This window comes from Xanthomonas sp. NCPPB 3442, from assembly GCF_056725145.1.
Window position 1 is genome coordinate 316302 of sequence record NZ_CM161514.1, and the last position, 19968, is coordinate 336269.

The window sequence follows — 19968 nt, forward strand, 5'->3', positions numbered from 1 at the left end:
CGATGGAAGCGCAGACCGTCGTGCAGACGGACCCGAACTGCCTGCACTGCGGCACGACGCAGCGCTCAGCTGCCGCGATAGGTGGAGTACCCGTACGGGGACAGCAGCAGCGGGACATGGTAGTGGCCGTCGTCGGCGATGCCGAAGGCGATCGGGATGCAGTCAAGGAACGGTGGATCGGCCAGCGCCATGCCGGTTGCCTGCCAATAGCGGGCAAGGTCGAATTCCAGCCGGTAGCGGCCGGGTTGCAGCGCGAGCGCGGCCAGGTCCGGGCAGCGGCCGTCGGGATTGGTCATGCCCTCGAAGTGCAGCGTCTCGCCGGCGAACAGCCGCAGCGGCACGCCCGCGGCGGGGCGGCCGCTGGCGGTGTCCAGCACGTGCGTGGACAGCGTGCTCATGCCACCGCCTGGGTGGGCTGCGGCCATTGGCCGACGAATTCGGGTTGGTCGTAGGCCAAGTACTGGTCGACGACGGCCTGGCGGTCGTCCAGGAACAACTGGTCGGCCACTGCGCGGGCCAGCCGCGGCAGTGCTACCTTCAGCCCGGACAGCGCGGCGGCCGATGGGCCGTGATTGATCAGCGCCGAATAGTTGAAGGCGAACAGCCCATGCAGCAGCGCGGCATCGTCAGGCGTGCGTGGCAGCAGTTCGAAACCGGGGCCCAGATAGGGGTGTGCGTCCAGCACCGGATTGGCCTGGCCCGGCGGTGGCCGATAGCGGTCGCCCCAGCAGGCGATGCGCCCGGACAGCGCAGCCAGTTCCGGACGCAGCTGCGGATCGGTGACCAGGCCGGTGGCGATGGCAAGGAAATCAAAGCGGTGTTCGCGCTGCGGCGTGCGCACGACGATCTCGCCATCGCGTTCGGCCACGTCCAGCCACGGCGCGCCAAGATGCAGCGCGAAGCCGGCATGCGCACAGGCGCGCTGGAAGGTGTCGTTGGTGGGCGGTTGGTTGTGCGCGAAGAAGCTGGCCATCATCCGATACTTGTCTGCATCCGGCAGCGCCAGAAAACGCGGAATGATGCCGGCCTGTTCCATGTGCCGGAACGGATTGATGCGCGGCAATTCGCTACGCCGCACGAACACCTCGGCACTGGCGAGGCCTTGTTCGAGCGCAAAGCAGGCATTGTCGAAGGCCGAGGCGCCGCCGCCCAGAATGCCCACACGCTTGCCGGCCAGTGCGGCGAAATCGATCTGGCCGGACGTGTGCGCGTAGCGGTGCGCGGGCAGGGCGCGGCTGATCCACTCGGGCACCACCCACTGGCCCCCGCCCTGGATGCCGGTGGCCAGAATCAGTTTGCGCGTGAGCAGGGGGGCGCCCATCGCCAGATGCAGGCGATGGATACCCGGTGCGAAGTCCGGCTCCACGCGGACCAGGCAGGTGGCGTTGCGCACCGGCAAGCGCAGCGTTGTGCGATACCAGCGCAGATAATCCATCCAGCGCGCGCGCGGAATCTTGTCCAGCGCATCCCATGCGGCGCTGCCGTACTGCGCCTCCCACCACGCGCGGAAGGTGAGCGATGGCACGCCCAGATCGATCGAGGTGATGTGCTTGGGCGTGCGCAAGGTCTGCATGCGCGCGTAGGTCACCCACGGACCTTCCTGGCCCGCCGGGTTTTCGTCGATCACCAGCACGTTGTGCACACGCTCGCGTTGCAGCGCGAACGCCGCGCCCAGGCCGCTCTGGCCGGCGCCGACGATGATCACGTCGTAGACGTGCCCGCTCGGATGCACGCGCGGTTGCACCCAGGCATCGCCGCCGTGGGCCAGGCATTGCAGGTCGTGGGCGAGGGTACGTTCGAGGTGGGCCAGGCTCATGGCAGTGCCTCCAGGCGCAGGTGAACGATCTTGCCGATTTCGGCGATGGCGGTGGCGATCTCTGCATTGCGCGCGGCCTCCAGCCGCTGCGCCAGCGCGGCCAGAATGCCGGCCTTGTCGTGCAGCCGCACGCAGATCACGAACGGAAATCCGAAACGGTGGCGATAGGCCTGATTGAGCGCGTGGAAGCGCTTGAATTCGTCCTCGCTGAGCCGGTCCAGCCCGGCCGAAGCCTGCTCCGCGGCCGATGCTTCGGTGAGCGTGCGGTCGATCGCGGCCTTGCCGGCCAGCTCTGGGTGGGCGCGGATCAGTGCGACCTGATCTTGCGGCGATGCGTCGTAGACGACCTGCATCAGGCCGTGATGCACATCGGCCAACGGCCGCCGCCGCAGCGCACGTTCAACCACCCACGGCGAGTGCTCGAACAGGTCGCGGTAGCGCGCCAGGAAGGCGGCATCGTCCAGCGCGGGGTCGTCGACCACGCTCATGCGTGCGTGCCTTGCAACGAGACATGCGCAGCCACCACTTTCCAGCCGTCGGCAAAGCGCACCCAGCTCTGGCTTTGCCGCCCGCGTGCGCTGCTGCCCTCGCGAATGAACTCTGCGTGCGTAGTGGCAAAGTCATGCCCGAAGCCGTGTACCTGCACATGTGCGAGCTGGCGTTGCGGCGAACCACCGCGGCCGCTGCGAAATGCGCGGATCGCATCGATGCCGTACAACACTTCGCCCACGCCATAGCGCACCGTGCTGGGCGCTGCATGAAACAGCGCATCCATCGCCGCGATGTCGTCGCGCATCAGCGCGGTTTCGTAGGCATGGAAGGCGGCCGTCACTTGCGCGATCACCTCGGGCAGATCGATCCGGGAGGCGGCAATGCTCATGCCGGGTGCACCTGCAGCCAATGGCGCGCAATATCGATGCGGCGCGCAATCCAGGCATCGCCGCTGGCCAGTACATGATCGACAAAGCGCGCCAGCGCCGCCGCGCGTGCCGGCTTGCCCACGATGCGCCCGTGCAGGCCGATCGAAAGCATGCGCCCGCCTTCGCTGCGCAATTGTTCGAAGCTGTCGCGCAGATAGCGGAAGAACGGCTCGCCATCGGCAAAGCCGTTATAGGCGACGAATTTCATATCGTTGGCATCCAGCGTGTACGGCACGATCAACTGCGCACGGCCGTGGCGGTGGTCGTAGTACGGCACATCGTCGGCGTAGCTGTCGGCGTCGTAGACAAAGCCACCTTCTTCGGCGATCAGGCGCGCGGTGTTGGGGCTGGTGCGCCCCTGATACCAACCCAGCGGGCGGCTGCCGGTGACGCGCGTGTGCACGGCGATGGCCTGCGCGATATGCGCGCGTTCGGTGGCCTCGTCCACGTGTTGATAATCGATCCAGCGCAGACCGTGACTGGCGATTTCCCACTGGGCCGCCTGCATCGCGGCCACCGCGTCCGGATTGGATGCCAAGGCCTGCGCCACCCCGAACACCGTCACCGGCACGTTGCGTGCAGTGAACAAGCGATGCAGCCGCCAGAAGCCGGCGCGGCTGCCGTATTCGTACAGGCTTTCCATGGCCATGGCGCGTGCGCCGGGGTGCGCGTGCGCACCGACCATTTCGGACAGGAACGCTTCGGACCCGGCATCGCCATTGAGCACGCAGTTTTCCGCGCCTTCTTCGTAATTGATCACGAACTGCACTGCGATGCGCGCGCCGCCCGGCCATTGCGCCGCGGGCGGCGTTGCGCCATAGCCGAGTAGGTCGCGCGCAGCGTTCATGCCTGCGCTTCCGCGTGCCAGGCGGCCAGTGCCGCTTCCACCGCCAGGCCGTGCGTGCAGGCATCACCTTCGGCGCGCAGTACCGCTTCCAGTGCGGCCAGGGTGATCAGCACCTTGTGCTTCATGGCGTTGTAGCCCATCGCGCCGATGCGCCAGATCTTGCCCTGCAGCGGCCCGAACGCGGTGCCGATCTCGATCTCGAAATCCTCGCGCATGCGGCGGCGCACCGCCTCGCCGTCGATGCCAGGCGGAATCACCACGCCGGTGACGTTGCGCATGCGATGCGCATCGTCGCCGAACACTTCCAGCCCCAACGCGCGGATACCTGCACTGACCGCGCGCCCGGCCGCCGCGTGGCGCGCGAAGCGTGCATCCAGGCCTTCCTGCAGGGCCACGCGTGCGCATTCGCGGGCGCCGTACAGCATGGTGGTGGCTTCGGTGTGGTGATTGAGGCGCTTGTCCGACCAGTAATCCATGATCATCGCCAGGTCGAAATAGTTCGAGGCGATGCGCGGGCCGCTGCCGTTGGCGATGTCGGCGCGCACGATGCCGCGTTCGACATGGCGACGCGCGAAGATGGCCTCGGCCGCGCGCTCGGACACGGTGATCGGCGCCGAGCCGGATGGCCCGCCCAGGCATTTCTGCAAACCGCCGGTGACCACGTCCACCTCCCAGCGGTCGCTGGCGACGGGCATGCCGCCGATGGTGGCGGTGGCGTCCACATAACTCAGCGCGCCAGCTGCGCGGCACAGCGCGCCGAGGCCATCGAGCGGCTGGGCCATGGTGGTGGAGGTGTCGCCGTGCACGGTGGCCACCAGCTTGGGCGCCACGCGCTCGATCGCCTCGGCAATCGCGCCCAGCGGCAGCACCTGGCCCCATGGCGCATCCACCGTGTGGACCTCGGCGCCGAGGCGGCCCAGGATTTCGGTGAGCAACAGGCCGAAGCGGCCGAAGTTGAGCACCAGCACGCGCTCGCCCGGGCTGACCAGCGACACCAGCGCCGCTTCGATACCGGCGCGCGCGGTGCCATCGACCAGGAACGTCCAGCGGTTCTCGGTGCCGAACAACGGCCGATAGAGCGCCATCACCTCGTTCATGTAGGCGGTCATTTCCGGATCAAACTGCCCCAGCAGATCGGCGGCCATCGCACGCAGCACGCGCGGATGCGCATTGACCGGGCCCGGGCCCATCAACAGGCGCTGCGGGGGATCGAGTTCGCCAAAGGTGTGCAGCTGACGCAGATCAGGTGACAAGGGGTTCTCCCAGGTGTTCGATGAAATGGCGCATGACCGCCAGTGCAATCTCGGCATCGGCCGGATCGACATGCTCGTCCGGATGATGGCTGATCCCGCCGGCGCAGCGCACGAACAGCATCGCCGTAGGACACAGCGCTGCCATCACCATGGCATCGTGGCCCGCACCGGAGACCAGCTGGCGCGGTGCGATGCCTTGCGCGGCAACCGCATGTTCCAGCCGCGTGATCAGTGCCGGCGCGCAGGGGCTGGCAGCCAGTGTCTGCAACGGTTCGATGGCGATGGCGATACCGCGGTGGGTGGCGATCTGCGCAAGCGCCTGTTCGATCTGATGCACGGCCGCATCGCGGGTAGCGTCGCGGCCAGCGCGCACGTCCAGCGTGCAGTCCACATGCCCCGGCACCACGTTGGTGGCGCCGGGCGCCACCTGTAGCGTGCCGACGGTGGCAACCAGATCGCTGCTGCCTACGCGCGCGATGCGCTCGATGGCCAGCAGCGCTTCGGCGGCGGCGCTCAACGCGTCGCGGCGCAGTGCCATGCTGGTGGTGCCGGCATGCCCGGCGCGGCCCTCGAAGCGCAGCGCGAAGCGCCGCTGGGCGGCGATGGCGCTGACGATGCCGAGCGGCAATCCTTCGGCTTCCAGTACCGGGCCTTGTTCGATATGCGTTTCCAGATACGCCAGCACGCTGCCCGGCGCGCGGGCGGCGCGCTGCACGTGGGCGATGTCCAGGTTCCACGCGGCCAGGGCGCTGGCCACCGTGACGCCGGCGGCGTCGGTGACCGCCAGCCTGGCGGGGTCGAGCGTGCCGGCCACCGCGCGGCTGCAGAACATGGACGCGGGAAAGCGCGAGCCTTCCTCGTCGCCGAAGGCGATGACCTCGATGGCGAACGGTAGCCTGCGCCCCTGTGCATGCAGCGCAGCGACGCATTCGATCCCGAGCAGGATGCCGAGCGGGCCGTCGTAGCGCCCGGCATCGCGCACGCTGTCCAGGTGGCTGCCGATCAGCAGCGCCGGCGTGTCTGGCCGCGTGCCGGCGTACCGGCCCACCAATGTGCCGAGGGGATCGATGCGCACCTGCATGCCGGCCGCCTTCATCCAGGTGCCCACCTGTTCCACCGTGGCGCGGTGGGCAGGACCAAGCCAGCCACGGAATAGCCCGGTATCGCTATCGCTGTAGGGCGCAACGCCCAGCGCGTCGCAGCGTGCCACCGCACGCGCACCGCCAGGAGCGGTGAGGTCGGCGGTCGCTTGGCGGGACGGCAGGGCAGCGGGCATCGACAGGACCAACGGGGCTCGCGGAGCCTTCAACAGCGGTCCAGGAGCAGGCGGGAGAGGTGACGCTTGGACTATAGGGAGGCAGTCCTGTCGCCATCAAAGAGTTTTTTCGCGGGCTTGTGCTGCAAAAAATGCAACGCGGTACCGGGGCCCGCTGGCCTGGTGCTGCCGGCGGCAGGCATGCCGTTGCGACGACCTCATCCAGCGAACGTGCGCGTGCCAGCGGCACCTTAGTCACGGTCCTGCCCGCATCGGTTGGCGGCAACGCCGCGGACGCACCCAACGCCGTGGGTGCTGCGTCACGCGCAGCCCATGCGCCACACGCCGCGCGAAGGAGAACCTCGGAACGTGCTCATGGGGCGGGGGCGGCTGTTCATACAGTTCGGGAGGATCGCGCTGCAACTGCATCGGCCGATCGACTGCATGGCGCTGCTGCGGTCAGGCGCGCCTTCGCGCGCGTGCGGCAGCCAACGGCATGGCGGGGCTGCCTGGCGCCGCTCAACCGCCGTCCGCACATCCAAGGTCGTGCCGTAACGCAGCCACGCACTCGTCCACGAAGGTGCGCACCTTCGACGAGCCGCGGCGGCCTTCGACATGGACCACGTGCACCGGTTCGGGCGCGATTTCGAAGGCATCCAGCACGCTGACCAGCGTTCCGTTTTGCAGGTGTTGGCGGACCTGGTAGGACGGCACTTGCGTGAGGCCCCACCCATCCACTGCGGCAACGATGGCGGCGTTGAATGCGCTGACGCTCAGGCGCGAGGCAACGTCCACCTCATGCGCACGGCCATCCAGACGAAACGCCCACTTGGGCGCGCGTTCGGCCGCGGAGGTGGAAATCGTTGCATGCTGCGGCAGCCTGTCCGGGTGCTGCGGTATGCCGTGTTCTGCAAGATAGCCGGGCGAGGCACAGACCATGCGACGGACGCTGCCGACCGGGATGGCAGTCAGCGACGAATCGGGCAACGTGCCGATCCGGATCGCCACATCGATGCCTTCCTCCAGCAGCGGCACGACGCGGTCCACCAGCAGTGTCCGTGCGCGCATCGCCGGGTAGCGGCTGAGGAAGTGCGCCACGACAGGTGTGACATGCAGTGCACCGAACATCTGCGGGGCAGTCACGGTGAGCAAGCCGCTGGGGAGCGTATGCAGGCCAGCGGCGCGGCTTTCGACATCCTCCAACTCGGCCAACAGGCGCCGGCAGTCGCTTGCATACTGCTGGCCTGCTGCGGTGAACCGCATGGTGCGTGTGCTGCGCACCACCAGCAGCACGCCCAGCCGCGCTTCCAGCTGCGCGATGGTGCGCGTGACCGTGGCGGTGGAAATGCCGAGATGGCGTGCGACACCCGCAAAGCTGGTGTGCTCGGCCAGCGCGGCAAACAGCGTCATTTCCTGGATGCGGTCCACCTGCGCCTCGACTTCGACAATCACCTTCGACCGGGCACGCAGCCTAGCAGCCCGATGTGAGCAACCCCTGGATGCCGCATGCGCCATGCAGCGCATGCAAACGCAACAGTGGCCGCGGCATTGCGTGCGATGCAATGCTCAATTGAATCCCAGGGTGGTTCTCGTGCTGGACCGGCGCACCTAGCATGGCCGCCTTTCCACACGCTTTGCCGCACCAGCATGCACGCCGACCCACGCATCAATTCCCACCGGCAACATGCGCCGGCGTTACACGGGCGCCGCTCCATCCTGCGCCTGGGGTGGATTGGCACGGCACTGGCCCTGGGGGCCGGCAGATTGCGTGCAGCCGACACTTCCGGCGCATACACCCCACCACTTGACGGAGGCAGCATGTCCCACGACTCCACCCAGCGCATCAGGTATCGCACCCAGCAGGTTGGCGATGTCCAGGTGTTCTATCGCGAGGCAGGGCGCAAGGACGCACCGGTCCTGTTGCTGTTGCATGGGTTTCCCAGTGCCAGCCACATGTTCCGCGACCTGATGCCGCTGCTGGCAAGCCAATACCGTCTGATCGCCCCGGATCTCCCCGGCTTCGGCATGACCAAGGCACCGCCGCGTGGGCAGTTCGATTACACCTTCGAGGCGCTCTACAAGGTGATCGAAGGCTTTACCGACGCCTTGGGGCTGACGCGTTATGGCCTGTACCTGTTCGACTACGGTGCACCGGTCGGCTTCCGCCTTGCGGCCGCGCATCCGGAACGGGTGAGCGCCATCATCAGCCAGAACGGCAATGCCTACCTGGAGGGCTTCAGCGACCAATGGGACGCCTGGCAAGCCTACTGGCGTGAGCCAAGCGCCGCCAATCGCGAGGCCTGCCGTGCATCGTTGTCGCCGCAGACCATTCGTGAGTGGCAGTACGGTACCGGTGTCGCGCCCGGGGCACTGTCGCCGGACGGCTACATGCTGGATATCGCCTACATGGCGCGCCCGGGCGCCGAAGAGATCCAGCTCGACCTGATCCTGGATTACCGCAGCAACGTGGCAGCGTACCCGGCATTCCAAGCGTATTTTCGTACCCATCAGCCGCCATTGCTGGCCGTGTGGGGCAAGCACGACCCAGCCTTTATCCCCGCCGGCGCACAGGCCTACCGCAAGGATCTGCCAAAGGCCGAAGTGCACCTGCTGGACACGGGGCACTTTGCACTGGAGACGCATGCGGTGGAGATTGCGCACTCCATCAGTGAGTTCTTGTCGCGTACGCTCGCGCCGTCTGTATGACGCGTGGCCGTGTTGATGCCACTGCATCGCCAACGTGCGCTGAGGTCCAACGGCGCTGCCTGACACAGGATCGCCAAATGCTGCCGTTCTGGAGCGGCCTTGCACTGCTTCGAGATGTGGTTGGTAGTCCAGTGTGAGATGGCGCGCACTCACACTGGAGCAGACGGTACGGGGCTTGAAGCACCTAACAAAAACGACTGCGCCGCCGTCAGGCGGGCGCGGCCTGTGCCCGGAATCGGCATGTACCACACGTACACTGCGGTTCTGAGCGCGCCTTCCGCGCCCACCTGACGGCGGCGCGCGACGTGCTGTTGGCCGCGCTCAGTCTGCCGACAGCGACCCAAGGGTGAAGCCGGAAACCGCATTGACCTTGCCACGCCACAACACGCCACGGTTGCTTGGCAGCGGCTGGCCGCCCGGTGAGAAGCAACGCGCATCGATCAGGTGGATGAACTGCGGCGGCGTGCTGCTCTGCTGCGCATCGTCTTCGGAATCGTAGATGCTGGCGTGGCTGGCAAACGCGCGACGGATATCTTCTTTTTCATCGGCCGCGCCGGGGTAGGCCGCAGAGAACTCCTGCGCAAATGCCTCGAAATACCGCTTGCCGCTGACCAACTGGCCGGAAATGACGATGCCTTCGACAAACAGCGTGACGCCGAACTGCACGTCCGAGGTGTTGGCAATGCCGACCAGCTTCTGCAGATACCAATCCACGCTCTGGCCATCGAACGCCAGCTTGACGTCTTCCAGCGACGGTTGATGTTGATCTTGGTCTGTCATGTTGCTCTCCTTGAGTGGATTGGACGACGCGTTAGCCGTAACGCAGATGTGGATGGCGCGCCGTTGGCGTGCCTAAGCATGGCACACGGATCGCCAAGGTTGCCGTGGTTGGGTTCGCTACGAAGGCTCCGGCACGATGGTCTTGCGACACATGGACACTTTCACCCGGTGCATGCCCATGGCGCGCATGGGGCGGGCGACCGCTGTGCTCACCACCCCGCCACCACCCCATCGGAGCGCGGATCACTGGCGCCGCTGATCACGCCATCGACCTCACGCACCAAGGCACCGGCATGCCCCATCACCGCGCTGTACGCCGGCAGCAGTTCCACCGCATGCCCGGCGTTGCGCAGGGCTTGCACGACGGCCGGGTCGAAGCGGTCTTCCAGCTTCAACGCCGTGCTGTCTTCGCCCCAGGTGCGGCCGAGCAGCCAGCGCGGTGCGCTGACCGCCTGCTGCAGCGGCATGCCGAAGCGGGCGTAGCGGGAGAACACGGCGGCCTGGGTTTGCGGTTGGCCTTCGCCGCCCATGGTGCCGTAGGCCATCACGCGGCCATCGTCGAAGGTGGCCAGTGCCGGGTTGAGGGTGTGGAAGGGTTTGCGGCCTGGGGCAAGGGCGTTCCAGCCATCGGGGGCGAGGCGAAAGCTGCAGCCTCGGTTCTGCCAGGTGATGCCGGTGCGCGGCAGCACCAGGCCGGAGCCGAATTCGAAGTAGGTGGACTGGATGCAGCTGACCGCGCGGCCGTGCGCGTCGATGGCGCCGAACCAGACGGTGTCGCCTGCTTGCGAGGACTGTGGCCACGGCAGTGCGGCGCTCATGTCGATGCGTGCGGCGAGCGCATCGAGTGCGGTGCTGTCGTCGAGCAGGGCTTGCGCGTTGAGCGTCATCCAGGCGGGGTCGCCCAGGTGTGCGTCGCGGATCAGGAACGCCTGCTTGCTGGCTTCGATCAGCCCGTGCAGGTGTGCGTAGCTGTCTGCGTCTTCCACCTTCAGGCGATCGAAGAGCGCCAGGATCAACAGCGAGGCGAGCCCCTGCGTGGGGGGCGCGTGGTTGTAGAGGCGCGCGCCCTGGATGACAACCGATAACGGCACGCTGACGTCGGCGCGATGGATCGCCAGGTCGTGTGCGCTGAGCGGGCTGTCCAATGCCTGCAGGTCTGCGGCGATATCGTGTGCGATCGCGCCACGATAGAAACTCTCCAGCCCTTCATCGGCGAGCCGCTGCAGGGTGCGCGCGAGCTGCGCCTGGTGCAGCAGCGCGCCTTCGCCCAGCGGGACGCCGTGCGGCTCGAAGATCTCGGCATAGGCGCCGGGTTGCAGACGCAGTTCTGCGCCCTTGCTGGCGGCGATCTGCGCCCCGCCCAGCGTGACCGGCACGCCGGCGCTGGCGTGATGGATCGCATCGCTCAACAGGCGTTGCAGCGACACGCTGCCGTTTGCCTGCTGCAGGGCCAGCGCCCAGCCGGAGACGGTGCCGGCCACGGTATTGGCCGCGCCTGGCCCGCGCCACGGAACGTGGGCGTGGCCGCGATAGAAATCCAGTGTTGCCGCCTGCGCCGCGCGGCCGCAGGCATCGATGGCATGCACGCGGCCATCGGGTTCGTGGATGAGCCAGAAGCCATCGCCGCCGATGCCGGTCATGTGCGGGTAGACCACCGCCAGGCAGGCGGCGGTGGCCACGACCGCTTCGACGGCATTGCCGCCGTCGCGCAAGACATCGCGCCCGGCCTGTGCGGCCAAGTGGTGCGGTGCGACCACCATGCCGCGGCGCGCGCGCAGGGTATGCACCATCAGCGTGACTCCGGCGGCGGGCTGAAGGCGAGCAGGCCGTCGCGTTCGAGTTGCGCGGCCAGCGCAAACAGGCGGTCTTCACGGCCGGGCGCGGCGATCAGTTGCACGCCCAGTGGCAGGCGCCCGGGACGCGGCAACGGTGCGGCCAGCACCGGGCAGGCGGCCAGGCCGAGTGGCTGGGTAAAAATGCCCAGGTTCGCGCGTGCGGAGACGGGCAAACCGTCGATCTGGATGGTGTCCTGGTCGATGCGTGGCGCCACGCACGGGGTGGCCGGCGCGATGAGCACCTCCACCTGGTCCCACAGCGCGTGCATGGCATCGGCAAACCATTGTGCGAAGCGGTGCGCATCGGCCACCGCGCTGGCGGGCAGCTGCAAGCCGGCGAGCAGGCGGTCGCGGGTGGCCGGGTCGAACTGCGCGCCGTGCGCGGTGAGTGCGCTGCGGTGACGATGCCCGCCTTCGGCAGCGGTCAGGACGAAGGCAGCGGCGCGTGCGCGTTCGGCCTCCGGCAGGTCGATCGACGAAAGGCTGTTGCAGGCGGTGAGCAGGGCCTGCAGCCCGGCCTCCAGATCCGGATCCAGATTGCGTTCAAACCAGCCGCCCAACCGCGCGACACGCAGGTTGCCGGCATGGCACGAAGGCAGCGGCTGCCCGCGCAGTACCTCATGGATGCGGCGCAGGTCGGCCACCGAGGTGGCGAATGGGCCGGCCACGTCCAGTGCGTCGACAAACGGGAACACGCCATCCAGGGGCACGGCGCCGTGCGTGGGGCGCAGGCCGTAGATGCCGCACAGCGCGGCCGGCACGCGGATGGAACCATTGGTGTCCGAGCCAAGCGCGAACGGCACCAGCCCGGCCGCCACCGCAGCCGCCGAGCCGCCCGACGAGCCGCCCGCCAGGTGCTGGAGATCGTGTGGATTGGCGGTGGTGCCGTAATGCGCGTTGACGGTGGCAAAACCGTACGCGAATTCGTCCATGTTGGCGGTACCCACCAGCACGGCCCCGGCGTCGCTGAGCCGTTGCACCACCGCCGCATCGCGGCTGGCCGGCGGGCAGTGCGCACGCACCGCGGCGCCGGCGGTGGTGACCTGCCCGGCGACGTCGAACAGGTCCTTGACCACGAATGGCACGCCGGCCAACGCGCCCCCGTCGCTGCCCCCGGCAAGCGCGGCCTGCACGCGCGCGGCATCAGCCGCGGCACGCGCCGGCAGCAGGCGGGTGATGGCGCACAGGCGGTCGTTGGCCTGGTTGATGCGCGTCAGCGTCTGGGTGGCCAGTCGCGCGGCCAGCGTGGGCTGGCTGCGCGTGGTGCTGACGATGGAGGCAATCTGGCCGCGCGCACCGCCGCCCTCGTGTGCCGTTGCAGGCGGCGCATGGAAGCTGGCCAGCAGCTGCGCGTGCCCACGCAGCACTTCGGTATTGCGATCGACGCCTGCCTGCCATTGCGCGGGGAGTTGCATGGATCACCTGTTGGAAAGCGGGGATTGGGGAGTTGAGATTCGCTTGTCTGCTTGTCTGCTTGTCTGCTTGTCTGCTTGGCGTGCGGGTCGTGCAAACGTGCTGGCTGATGCGTTGAGAGCCGACACGAGGCTGTCGGGATTGCGCGTCACCGTTACCGCGGTCGTTGTGACCGCAAAGACCGCAGACGTGCAGCTTCCGGCGTTGGATCTAATCATGCAGCAGCGTCATCGCGGGTCGTGCTGTCTCACGTCCTGATCGAGCGGCTCTCTCGCGGAGCGAGAAGGCAAGGTTTGCGCGCCACCGGTGCGCGTGCATGGGAGCGTTCGCATCGCAAACGCGGGCTGGGGCGCTGGCGGCGTTGGGCGAGGCTGTCACGGCAGTTGGAGATGTGCCAGGCATTTGTTTCCACGTAAATGACTGCCTACTCAACCGGCATCGCAGGGCTACCGGCGATCGCACCCTCATCCGCCCTGCGGTCCTCTTCTCCCCAGACAGGGGACCGACGTCCCGATGGGGAAAAGGGAAGTGGTAACCCCACTGCCGGTGGTTGCGGCGCGGTGAGGCGGTCGACCAGCAGCTGTTCGAATGCCGGCACGTCCACCGCATGCACCACCGTCTGCGCCTGCTCGCCCAGCCCGGGCTGATACCCCGGCGCCCACGACAAGATATCGCCGTACCCGGCATCGAAGGCGGTGTTGGTGTCGACGTACAGCGTTTCGGTGCGTGTGGCCAAGTCGGGGCGCAGCCACACGGCAGTGGCCAGTTCGTCCCACATCGGAAAGCCCGGCTCGCGGCGGCGCAGTGCGTGGCCAATCGTGGTGTCGGCCGCACTCATGCGCGCCAGCAACTCGGCGGTGAGTTCGGTGGCGGTGGAGGGGTCGACCGGCACCATGGTGATCTGCCGCCACGGCGCGCGCATGACGATGCTGGCCGCTTCCGGGTCCCAGCGGATATTGAATTCGCGTCGCGGCGAATTGACGAACTCGCGTGCGAATTGCTGCGCACTCACGCTATTGCGTTGCTGCCGTGGATTGAGGCTGCCACCCATGTAGACCAGCTCGCGCGCCAACGTGGCAAAGGACGGGTCCAGCGATTGCGCCAGTGCCAGATTGGTCAACGGGCCGGTTGCGATGATGCTCACCTCGCCCGGGTATTGACGCACCATGCGCAGCATGAACAACGCGGCCGGCTCGTCTGCGGGGCGCACCACGCTGGGATTGCCCAACGCCAGCTCGGGCACCACATCGTGGGCGTGATAGCGCGGCGCGCTTTGCACGGTGTCGCCGTCCACCCAGTGCCTGGTCCATGCGCCTTTCCAGACGAGTTTTCCGTACAGCGCTTCCCAGCGCTCGGTGGCCAACTCGCTATTGAGCAGCGGATGCACCGGGCCGGGAAGCACTGGAATCTGCGGATGGCCAGCCAGTTCCAGCAGGCGGCAGGTATGCGCCAGCGCCTCATCGCGCCAGATATTGCCGCTGACGGCACTGATGCCAAGCACCTGCACGTCGGGCGATTGCAACAGCAGCAGCTGTGCGGGCGTGAAGCCGTCGATGTCGTCTTCGAGAATGACGCGGCGTCTGGATGAGGGGCGGTGCGGATCGGTCATTGCGTTCTTGTCGTGGAAGGTTGAAGGCGTTGCAACGGCGATGGAGAGAGGCATTTGTGGGAGCGTGCCTGCGCGCGATGGTGCGTACCGGTAAAGTGCGTTCGTGCTCGGGCGCGCTCCTACGCTGCGTGTGTCATGTGTGTTGCAGCAATAGCGTGCGCTCGTACTGGGCCAGGTCGGTTTCCAGCTGCCATTGCAACCGCGCCTTTTCGCTGCTCTGGCGGAATGCGCGACAGGCAGCGTCATCGGTTTCGCGCTGCAACGCCGTGGCGCAGGCCTGCGCAACTTTACCGTCGGCATCCCACAGGCTGGTGCCCGGCAGGAAGCTGTAGGTGAGGCCATTGCGGGCCAGCTGTTTGAGCGTGGGGTAGTCGAGGCCTTGTTCCTGCATCGCGCGTTGGTACTCGTGGGTCATGTCCGCACGCGAGACGCCGGCATCGTCGGTGGACAACACCACCGGCACGCCGGCACGCAGATACAGCGCCAGCGGATGCGCCATGCCCTTGACGCCCAGGATCACATCGTTGCTGGTGAGGTTGATCTCCACCGCAACCTGTTCGCGTCGCATGCGTTGCAGCAGTGCTTCGGCATCGTCCTCGTAGGGCAGGTCCACGCCATGACCGATGCGGCGTGCACCGGCATCCACCGCCTGCCGAATATGCGAGCGCAGCTGCGCCGGCGGCACCAGCCCCAGCGCCAGCTCGCCGGCATGCAGCGACAGCGGCACACCGGGATAACGCGTTGCGAAGAAGCGGAACATCGCCATGTGCCGCGCGTAATCGGCCAGCGCCACTGGATTGTCTTCCGGCGCGACGATGTTCAGCGCCACCGCGCGGCTGCCGCCGGCCGCGATCAGCGCATGCGCCAGCGCCATCTGCCCGAACACCATCGGCTGCGGTAGCACGCGCAGCACATACGGAACATAGCGGTACTCGACCGTGCAGCCGGGGCGTGCATCGGCCTGGTCGCAACGCAGTACGCGCCGGACCTGCGCGTCGATGTCGGTAAGATCGCGTTGCGCGGCCTGCACCAGCGGCGCCAGGTCGGGCTGCAACGCACGCAGGTTGGCTGCGTCGTCCTCGCCCTTCCACGGCAGTAACTGCATGCGCTTGGCAGCCTGATCCATCTGCGGCGGGTTGGCGATGATTTCCACATACGGCACGCGGTCGCGTGCGGCCTGCTCCAGCACTGCGGCGACGGTGTCGGCAACGCGGGTGCGGACCACCGCATCGAACTTGCCGAAGGTGCTGAAGAACTGATCGTGGCCGCTGGGGTGCGTTGGGCCTGGCAGGAAGTTGCGCATCGACAGCGAATTCACCATCCGCCCGTACAGCGCGGCATTGCGGGTCGCCAGGCCGCCCGCCGGCTCCTGGCCGGCCCCGCAGGGCGGCGCGCGCAGGCTCAGGTCGTCCAGTTGCACGCAGGCGCCATCGTCGCTGGCCCACTGCAGATAGTCTTCCGCATACACCGAACCGGAGAGGTGGTTATGCAGGTCGCCACCTTTCGGCATGGCCTGCAGCCAGGTACGTAGCTGTGCCGGCTGCGCGGCCGCCTCACGGAACAACTGCGCCACCTGCAGTTGGCGTTGTTGCGCAGGCGCAGGTGCTGGTGTTGGCCGTGCGTGCACGGCAACGGGCAAGCACGCCCACACGCTCAGGATCAGACAGCGGCGAACAAATGGCATGCAGGAGACTCGTTTGGAGAGACGGTGGCGTGCGACGGCCGGCGGCCCCATAGCTTGCCCACCAGCGCGATCCGAAGCCACCCACGTACGCGCCGGCAAGCAGGCCTGGAACACGTGGAGGCACGCATCATTCCAGCGCATAGCGCAGCACGAACAAGCCCGCGATGGCCCAGGTGGCCGGGTGCACACCACGCCAGCGGCCGCTGCCGAGCCTGAGCGCGGCATAGGTGACGAAGCCGAACGCAAGCCCCGTCGCAATGGAATAGGTCAGCGGCATGGCGAGCATGCAGATGGCGGCCGGCAAGGCGTCGCCCACATCGTCCCACTGGATCTGCGTGCATTCGCGCAGCATCACCGAGGCCAGGTAGATCAGCGCGGGTGCGGTGGCGTAGGCCGGCACCATCGCGGCCAGCGGAGAGAACAGCAGGGCAAGCAAGAACAAGGCGGCAACCACCAGCGCGGTGAGGCCGGTGCGCCCGCCCACCTGCACGCCGGCGGCGCTTTCCACATAGGCAGTGGTGCTGGAGGTGCCGAGCAGCGAGCCGGCCAGGATGGCGGTACTGTCGGCAAGCAGCGCGCGGTCGAACTGGCGGCGCTGCGCGGGCGTGTGCAGCAGGCCGGCGCGTTGCGCCACACCCATCAGCGTGCCGGTGGCGTCGAACATTTCCACCAGCACGAACACCAGCACCACATGCAGCACCGCAGCGAGCGCACCGCCGCCGCCATGGCCGTGCAAGGCGCCGACGATATCCAGCTGCAGCAAGGTGGGCGCCAGGCTTGGCGGCAGCGCCAGGACGCCTTGGTAGCGCACCAGCCCCAACGCCAGCGCCGCGCCGGTCACCGCAAGAATGCCCAGCAACATGGCACCCCGCACGCGGCGCACTTCCAGCACGCCGATCAGCAGCAACCCGGCCAGCGCAAGCAGCGGTTCGGGCCGGTGCAGATCGCCCAAGGTCAGCAAGGTCTGCGGATGCGCCACCACCAGTCCGGCCTTCTGCAGCCCGATCAGGGCCAGGAACAAGCCAATGCCCGCCGCAATGGCGCTGCGCAAGGTGGGCGGGATGCCATCCACCAACCAGCGCCGCGCGCCAGTGACGGTGAGCAGCAGAAAGAGGCAGCCGGAAACGAACACCAGCCCTAACGTCTGCTGCCAGCTATAGCCCAGCGTGCCGACCACGCTGAAGGCGAAGAACGCGTTCAAGCCCATGCCCGGCGCCATGCCGATGGGATAGTTGGCCAGCATGCCCATCAACAGCGAGCCGAGTGCGGCGGCCAGGCAGGTGGCGACGAACACCGCGCCGTGATCCATGCCGGTGGTGGCCAGGATGTCGGGATTGACGAAGACGATGTACGCCATCGTCAGGAAGGTGGTGGCACCGGCCAGCAGTTCGGTGCGCACGCTGCTGCCGTTGGCGGCAAGCGCAAAACCGGGCCAGCGCATCAGCATGCGCTCGGGGCGTACAGCCGGTTGACGGCAGGACAAACGAACATCGGCAGAGATCTCATCGATACGGGGCGGGGTGCGTGGCAGGGCACGCACGCGGGCGGCCCATCTTGCCCTGTTGCGCTGCGCTTGCCACGGGCATCGGGCACGGATTGCGCTGCAGGAGCGTTTGCACACAGGTGCGCGGAAGCGTCACGCGGCATCGCGCATCGTTGCGGCGCATGCCGCGCCGCCGCTGCACGCATGGCAGCGCACGTGCCGTGGGCGATGGCGCGCTGTGTCGCCTGCCATCGTGAAGGGCAAGCGAGGCGTCAGGCTGCGCGAGGTGAATGACAACCGCAATGGCGCCGCGACGACCGAGCTCAAAGATCCAGCACCAACTGTGGCGAGCGGCTGCGCGAACAGCACACGGTGATCTGCCGGTTGGCGGCGCGTTCGGCGTCGCTGAGCACGCTGTCGCGGTGATCTGGCGTGCCAGCCAGCACGCCGGTCAGACAGGCGCCGCACATGCCTTGTTCGCACGACAGCGGCACCTCGATACCGGCATCGCGCAGGGCGCTGGCGATGCTGCAATCGGCCGGCACCTGCACCACGCGGCCGCTGGCAGCCAGTTCCACCTCGAACGCGCTGTCGGCATCGTGGGCGAGGCTGGGCGCGGCGGCGAAGTGTTCGCGATGCAGTTGCGCCGCCGTCCAGCCATGCGCCTTTGCCAGCACGGTGAAGTGGTCCATGAACGCCGCCGGCCCGCACAGATACAGCTGGTCGCGCGCACGTGCCTGGCGCAGTTCCTCGGGCACATGCACGCGTGGACTCTGCCCGCCATCGCTCAGGTGCAGGTACACCTGCCCATGCGTAAAGCCTTGTTGCAGCCGCTGCGAAAACGCCACGTCCGCATGCCGGCGTGCGTAGTAGTGCAGCACGAAGGGCTCGCCGCGCGCTTCCAGTGCTTGGGCCATCGACAGCAGCGGGGTGATGCCGATGCCGGCCGCCAGCAGCACATGGCGCTCGCCGGGGTGCAGCGGAAACAGATTGCGCGGTGTGGAGATGCGCAGGCGGTCGCCGGGTGCGAGCTGTTCGCACAGATGCCGCGAGCCGCCACGCGAGGCGTCGGCCAGCTTGACGCACAGCAGATAGTGGTCGCGCACATGCGGCGCGCTGGCGATCGAATATTGGCGAACCAAGCCATCCGGCAGATGCAGGTCCACATGCGCGCCGGCCTCGAAGGCCGGCAATTGCGCGCCCACCGGTTCCAGCCGGATCGCGCGCTGGCGGTGACCCTGATCGACGACCTCGGCAACGCGCACTTCATGCAGGCTCATGCGGGTGTCCTCGGCCGTCAGCGCAGGAAGAAGTCGCTATAGCCCTGGCTGCGCAGCCCGCGGCGATAGGCGATGGAACTGCGATCGGCGGGAATGTGCACTTCCAGCAGCGGGTCCAGCGGCAAATACTCCGGCCGCTGCGCTTCCACCATGGCGCGGTCTTCTTCGAACACGCGCAGGTTGAAGGCGTGCACGTCTTCCACCGGCAGATGGGTGTCGAAATTGCGCGCGATCGGCACCAGCAGCCGGGTGGTGTGCTTGGACACCGGGCTGGCGGCATTCATGATCACCAACCGCTTGCCCGGTACCGGGAAGTGGATGGTGAGCGTGGCGGTGAAGGGCAGATGCACCTCGAAATGACGTAGCCACTGGAAGTCCGGCGCCACGTCGGGCAGCGGCATGTCCACCGAATAGTTGGCCACGGTGCTCAGGTAATCGGCGTTGAAGCCGGTCGGCGTTTCGGTGGTGGTGTAGGCCGGCACCTCGCGTTTGTCCGGCTGGGCGAAGGTGGCGGTGTGCACGAAGGCGAAATGCGCCACGTCGATGAAGCCTTCCAGCTGGCGCGCGGCGCTGCCGCCGATGTCGAAGGCCGGGCAGACGATCTGCTGAAAGCCTTCCTCGTCCCAGCCCGGCATCGGTGGAATCTGGATGTCCGCATCGCTCACCCCGGCCGGCTTGGCCAGGCACACCCAGATCAGCCCGTAGCGTTCGGCCACCGCATAGGTGTGCAGACGCATCCTGGCCGGGATGTTCTGGCTGGGGCTGGCCGGGATCTGGTTGCAGCGCCCGCCCGCGCCGAAGCGCAGCCCGTGGTAGGCGCACACCACGCCGCCGCCATCGGCCGTGCCCATGCTAAGCGGCACCCCGCGGTGCGGGCAGACGTCGCGCGCGGCCACCAACTCGCTGCCCAGCCGGTACAACACCAGCGGCTCGTCCAGCAGGGTGGCCTTGAACGGCGCTTCGCTCACCTCGCTGCTCAGCGCCACCGCATGCCAGTGCCGGGCCAGGCGCTGCCAATCGGCGGCCTCGAAGGTGCAGTGCAGCGGCAGGGCGGGGACGGCGACATCCATGGGCGGTCTCTGGCGTG

At 67.6% G+C, this 19968-nt stretch carries 17 protein-coding genes and 1 other RNA gene; 2 read left to right on the plus strand and 16 right to left on the minus strand.

Features of this window, described 5'->3' with window-relative positions:
• Nucleotides 1-65: 65 nt before the first annotated feature.
• The 8 genes from uraH to AC1POX_RS01410 all read right to left on the minus strand — a co-directional run bounded on the left by uraH (nucleotide 66) and on the right by AC1POX_RS01410 (nucleotide 7543).
• A complete protein-coding gene (gene uraH / locus AC1POX_RS01375) occupies nucleotides 66-425 on the minus strand; it encodes a hydroxyisourate hydrolase (protein ID WP_372356659.1) in 360 nt (119 codons plus the stop codon).
• On the minus strand, nucleotides 395-1816 hold the full coding sequence (hpyO, locus tag AC1POX_RS01380) for an FAD-dependent urate hydroxylase HpyO (RefSeq protein WP_372356660.1): 1422 nt from the start codon (nucleotides 1814-1816) through the stop codon (nucleotides 395-397). The genes uraH and hpyO overlap by 31 nt, the downstream gene beginning before the upstream one ends.
• On the minus strand, nucleotides 1813-2304 hold the full coding sequence (gene uraD, locus AC1POX_RS01385; protein ID WP_011346006.1) for a 2-oxo-4-hydroxy-4-carboxy-5-ureidoimidazoline decarboxylase: 492 nt from the start codon (nucleotides 2302-2304) through the stop codon (nucleotides 1813-1815). Before uraD ends, hpyO begins: the two co-directional genes overlap by 4 nt.
• Entirely contained in the window at nucleotides 2301-2696 is a 396-nt protein-coding gene (hpxZ, locus tag AC1POX_RS01390; protein WP_014089057.1) for an oxalurate catabolism protein HpxZ, read from the minus strand. The genes uraD and hpxZ overlap by 4 nt, the downstream gene beginning before the upstream one ends.
• Nucleotides 2693-3583 (minus strand): allantoinase PuuE, encoded by an 891-nt coding sequence (puuE, locus tag AC1POX_RS01395; protein ID WP_122273422.1) that lies wholly within the window; start codon nucleotides 3581-3583, stop codon nucleotides 2693-2695. The genes hpxZ and puuE overlap by 4 nt, the downstream gene beginning before the upstream one ends.
• Entirely contained in the window at nucleotides 3580-4836 is a 1257-nt protein-coding gene (locus tag AC1POX_RS01400; protein ID WP_014089059.1) for a pyridoxal-phosphate-dependent aminotransferase family protein, read from the minus strand. The genes puuE and AC1POX_RS01400 overlap by 4 nt, the downstream gene beginning before the upstream one ends.
• Nucleotides 4826-6046 carry an allantoate amidohydrolase gene (locus AC1POX_RS01405; protein ID WP_372357129.1) on the minus strand — a complete coding sequence of 407 codons (1221 nt, stop codon included), beginning with the start codon at nucleotides 6044-6046 and terminating at the stop codon, nucleotides 4826-4828. Before AC1POX_RS01405 ends, AC1POX_RS01400 begins: the two co-directional genes overlap by 11 nt.
• Nucleotides 6047-6610: 564 nt before the next feature.
• Nucleotides 6611-7543, minus strand: a complete 933-nt coding sequence (locus tag AC1POX_RS01410; protein ID WP_008572345.1) for a LysR family transcriptional regulator — start codon at nucleotides 7541-7543, stop codon at nucleotides 6611-6613.
• A 366-nt stretch (nucleotides 7544-7909) separates the two neighbouring features.
• Here AC1POX_RS01410 and AC1POX_RS01415 point away from each other — a divergent pair, with 366 nt between their 5' ends.
• Nucleotides 7910-8797: an alpha/beta fold hydrolase gene (locus tag AC1POX_RS01415; protein WP_011346013.1), complete on the plus strand. Its 888-nt coding sequence runs from the start codon at nucleotides 7910-7912 to the stop codon at nucleotides 8795-8797.
• A 240-nt stretch (nucleotides 8798-9037) separates the two neighbouring features.
• Nucleotides 9038-9114: non-coding RNA, sX9 sRNA (locus AC1POX_RS01420), on the plus strand.
• Nucleotides 9115-9118: 4 nt separating this feature from the next.
• Here AC1POX_RS01420 and gvpU read toward each other — a convergent pair.
• The 8 genes from gvpU to AC1POX_RS01460 all read right to left on the minus strand — a co-directional run bounded on the left by gvpU (nucleotide 9119) and on the right by AC1POX_RS01460 (nucleotide 19951).
• A complete protein-coding gene (gene gvpU, locus AC1POX_RS01425; protein ID WP_008572349.1) occupies nucleotides 9119-9577 on the minus strand; it encodes a gas vesicle accessory protein GvpU in 459 nt (152 codons plus the stop codon).
• A 209-nt stretch (nucleotides 9578-9786) separates the two neighbouring features.
• Nucleotides 9787-11367, minus strand: coding sequence for a gamma-glutamyltransferase family protein (locus AC1POX_RS01430; RefSeq protein WP_303400148.1), 1581 nt, complete (start codon nucleotides 11365-11367; stop codon nucleotides 9787-9789).
• Nucleotides 11367-12827 carry an AtzE family amidohydrolase gene (locus AC1POX_RS01435; RefSeq protein ID WP_011346014.1) on the minus strand — a complete coding sequence of 487 codons (1461 nt, stop codon included), beginning with the start codon at nucleotides 12825-12827 and terminating at the stop codon, nucleotides 11367-11369. The genes AC1POX_RS01430 and AC1POX_RS01435 overlap by 1 nt, the downstream gene beginning before the upstream one ends.
• Nucleotides 12828-13249: 422 nt before the next feature.
• The gene (locus tag AC1POX_RS01440; RefSeq protein WP_184422548.1) at nucleotides 13250-14434 is read right to left on the minus strand and encodes a nucleoside hydrolase; all 1185 of its coding nucleotides are present in this window, start codon (nucleotides 14432-14434) and stop codon (nucleotides 13250-13252) included.
• 133 nt (nucleotides 14435-14567) lie between these two features.
• Nucleotides 14568-16118 carry an adenosine deaminase family protein gene (locus tag AC1POX_RS01445; RefSeq protein ID WP_372356661.1) on the minus strand — a complete coding sequence of 517 codons (1551 nt, stop codon included), beginning with the start codon at nucleotides 16116-16118 and terminating at the stop codon, nucleotides 14568-14570.
• Between the two features lie 127 nt (nucleotides 16119-16245).
• On the minus strand, nucleotides 16246-17559 hold the full coding sequence (locus AC1POX_RS01450; protein WP_039417668.1) for an NCS2 family permease: 1314 nt from the start codon (nucleotides 17557-17559) through the stop codon (nucleotides 16246-16248).
• Between the two features lie 365 nt (nucleotides 17560-17924).
• Nucleotides 17925-18881 carry a PDR/VanB family oxidoreductase gene (locus AC1POX_RS01455; protein WP_164738821.1) on the minus strand — a complete coding sequence of 319 codons (957 nt, stop codon included), beginning with the start codon at nucleotides 18879-18881 and terminating at the stop codon, nucleotides 17925-17927.
• Nucleotides 18882-18898: 17 nt separating this feature from the next.
• Entirely contained in the window at nucleotides 18899-19951 is a 1053-nt protein-coding gene (locus AC1POX_RS01460; protein ID WP_372356662.1) for a Rieske 2Fe-2S domain-containing protein, read from the minus strand.
• Nucleotides 19952-19968: the final 17 nt, after the last annotated feature.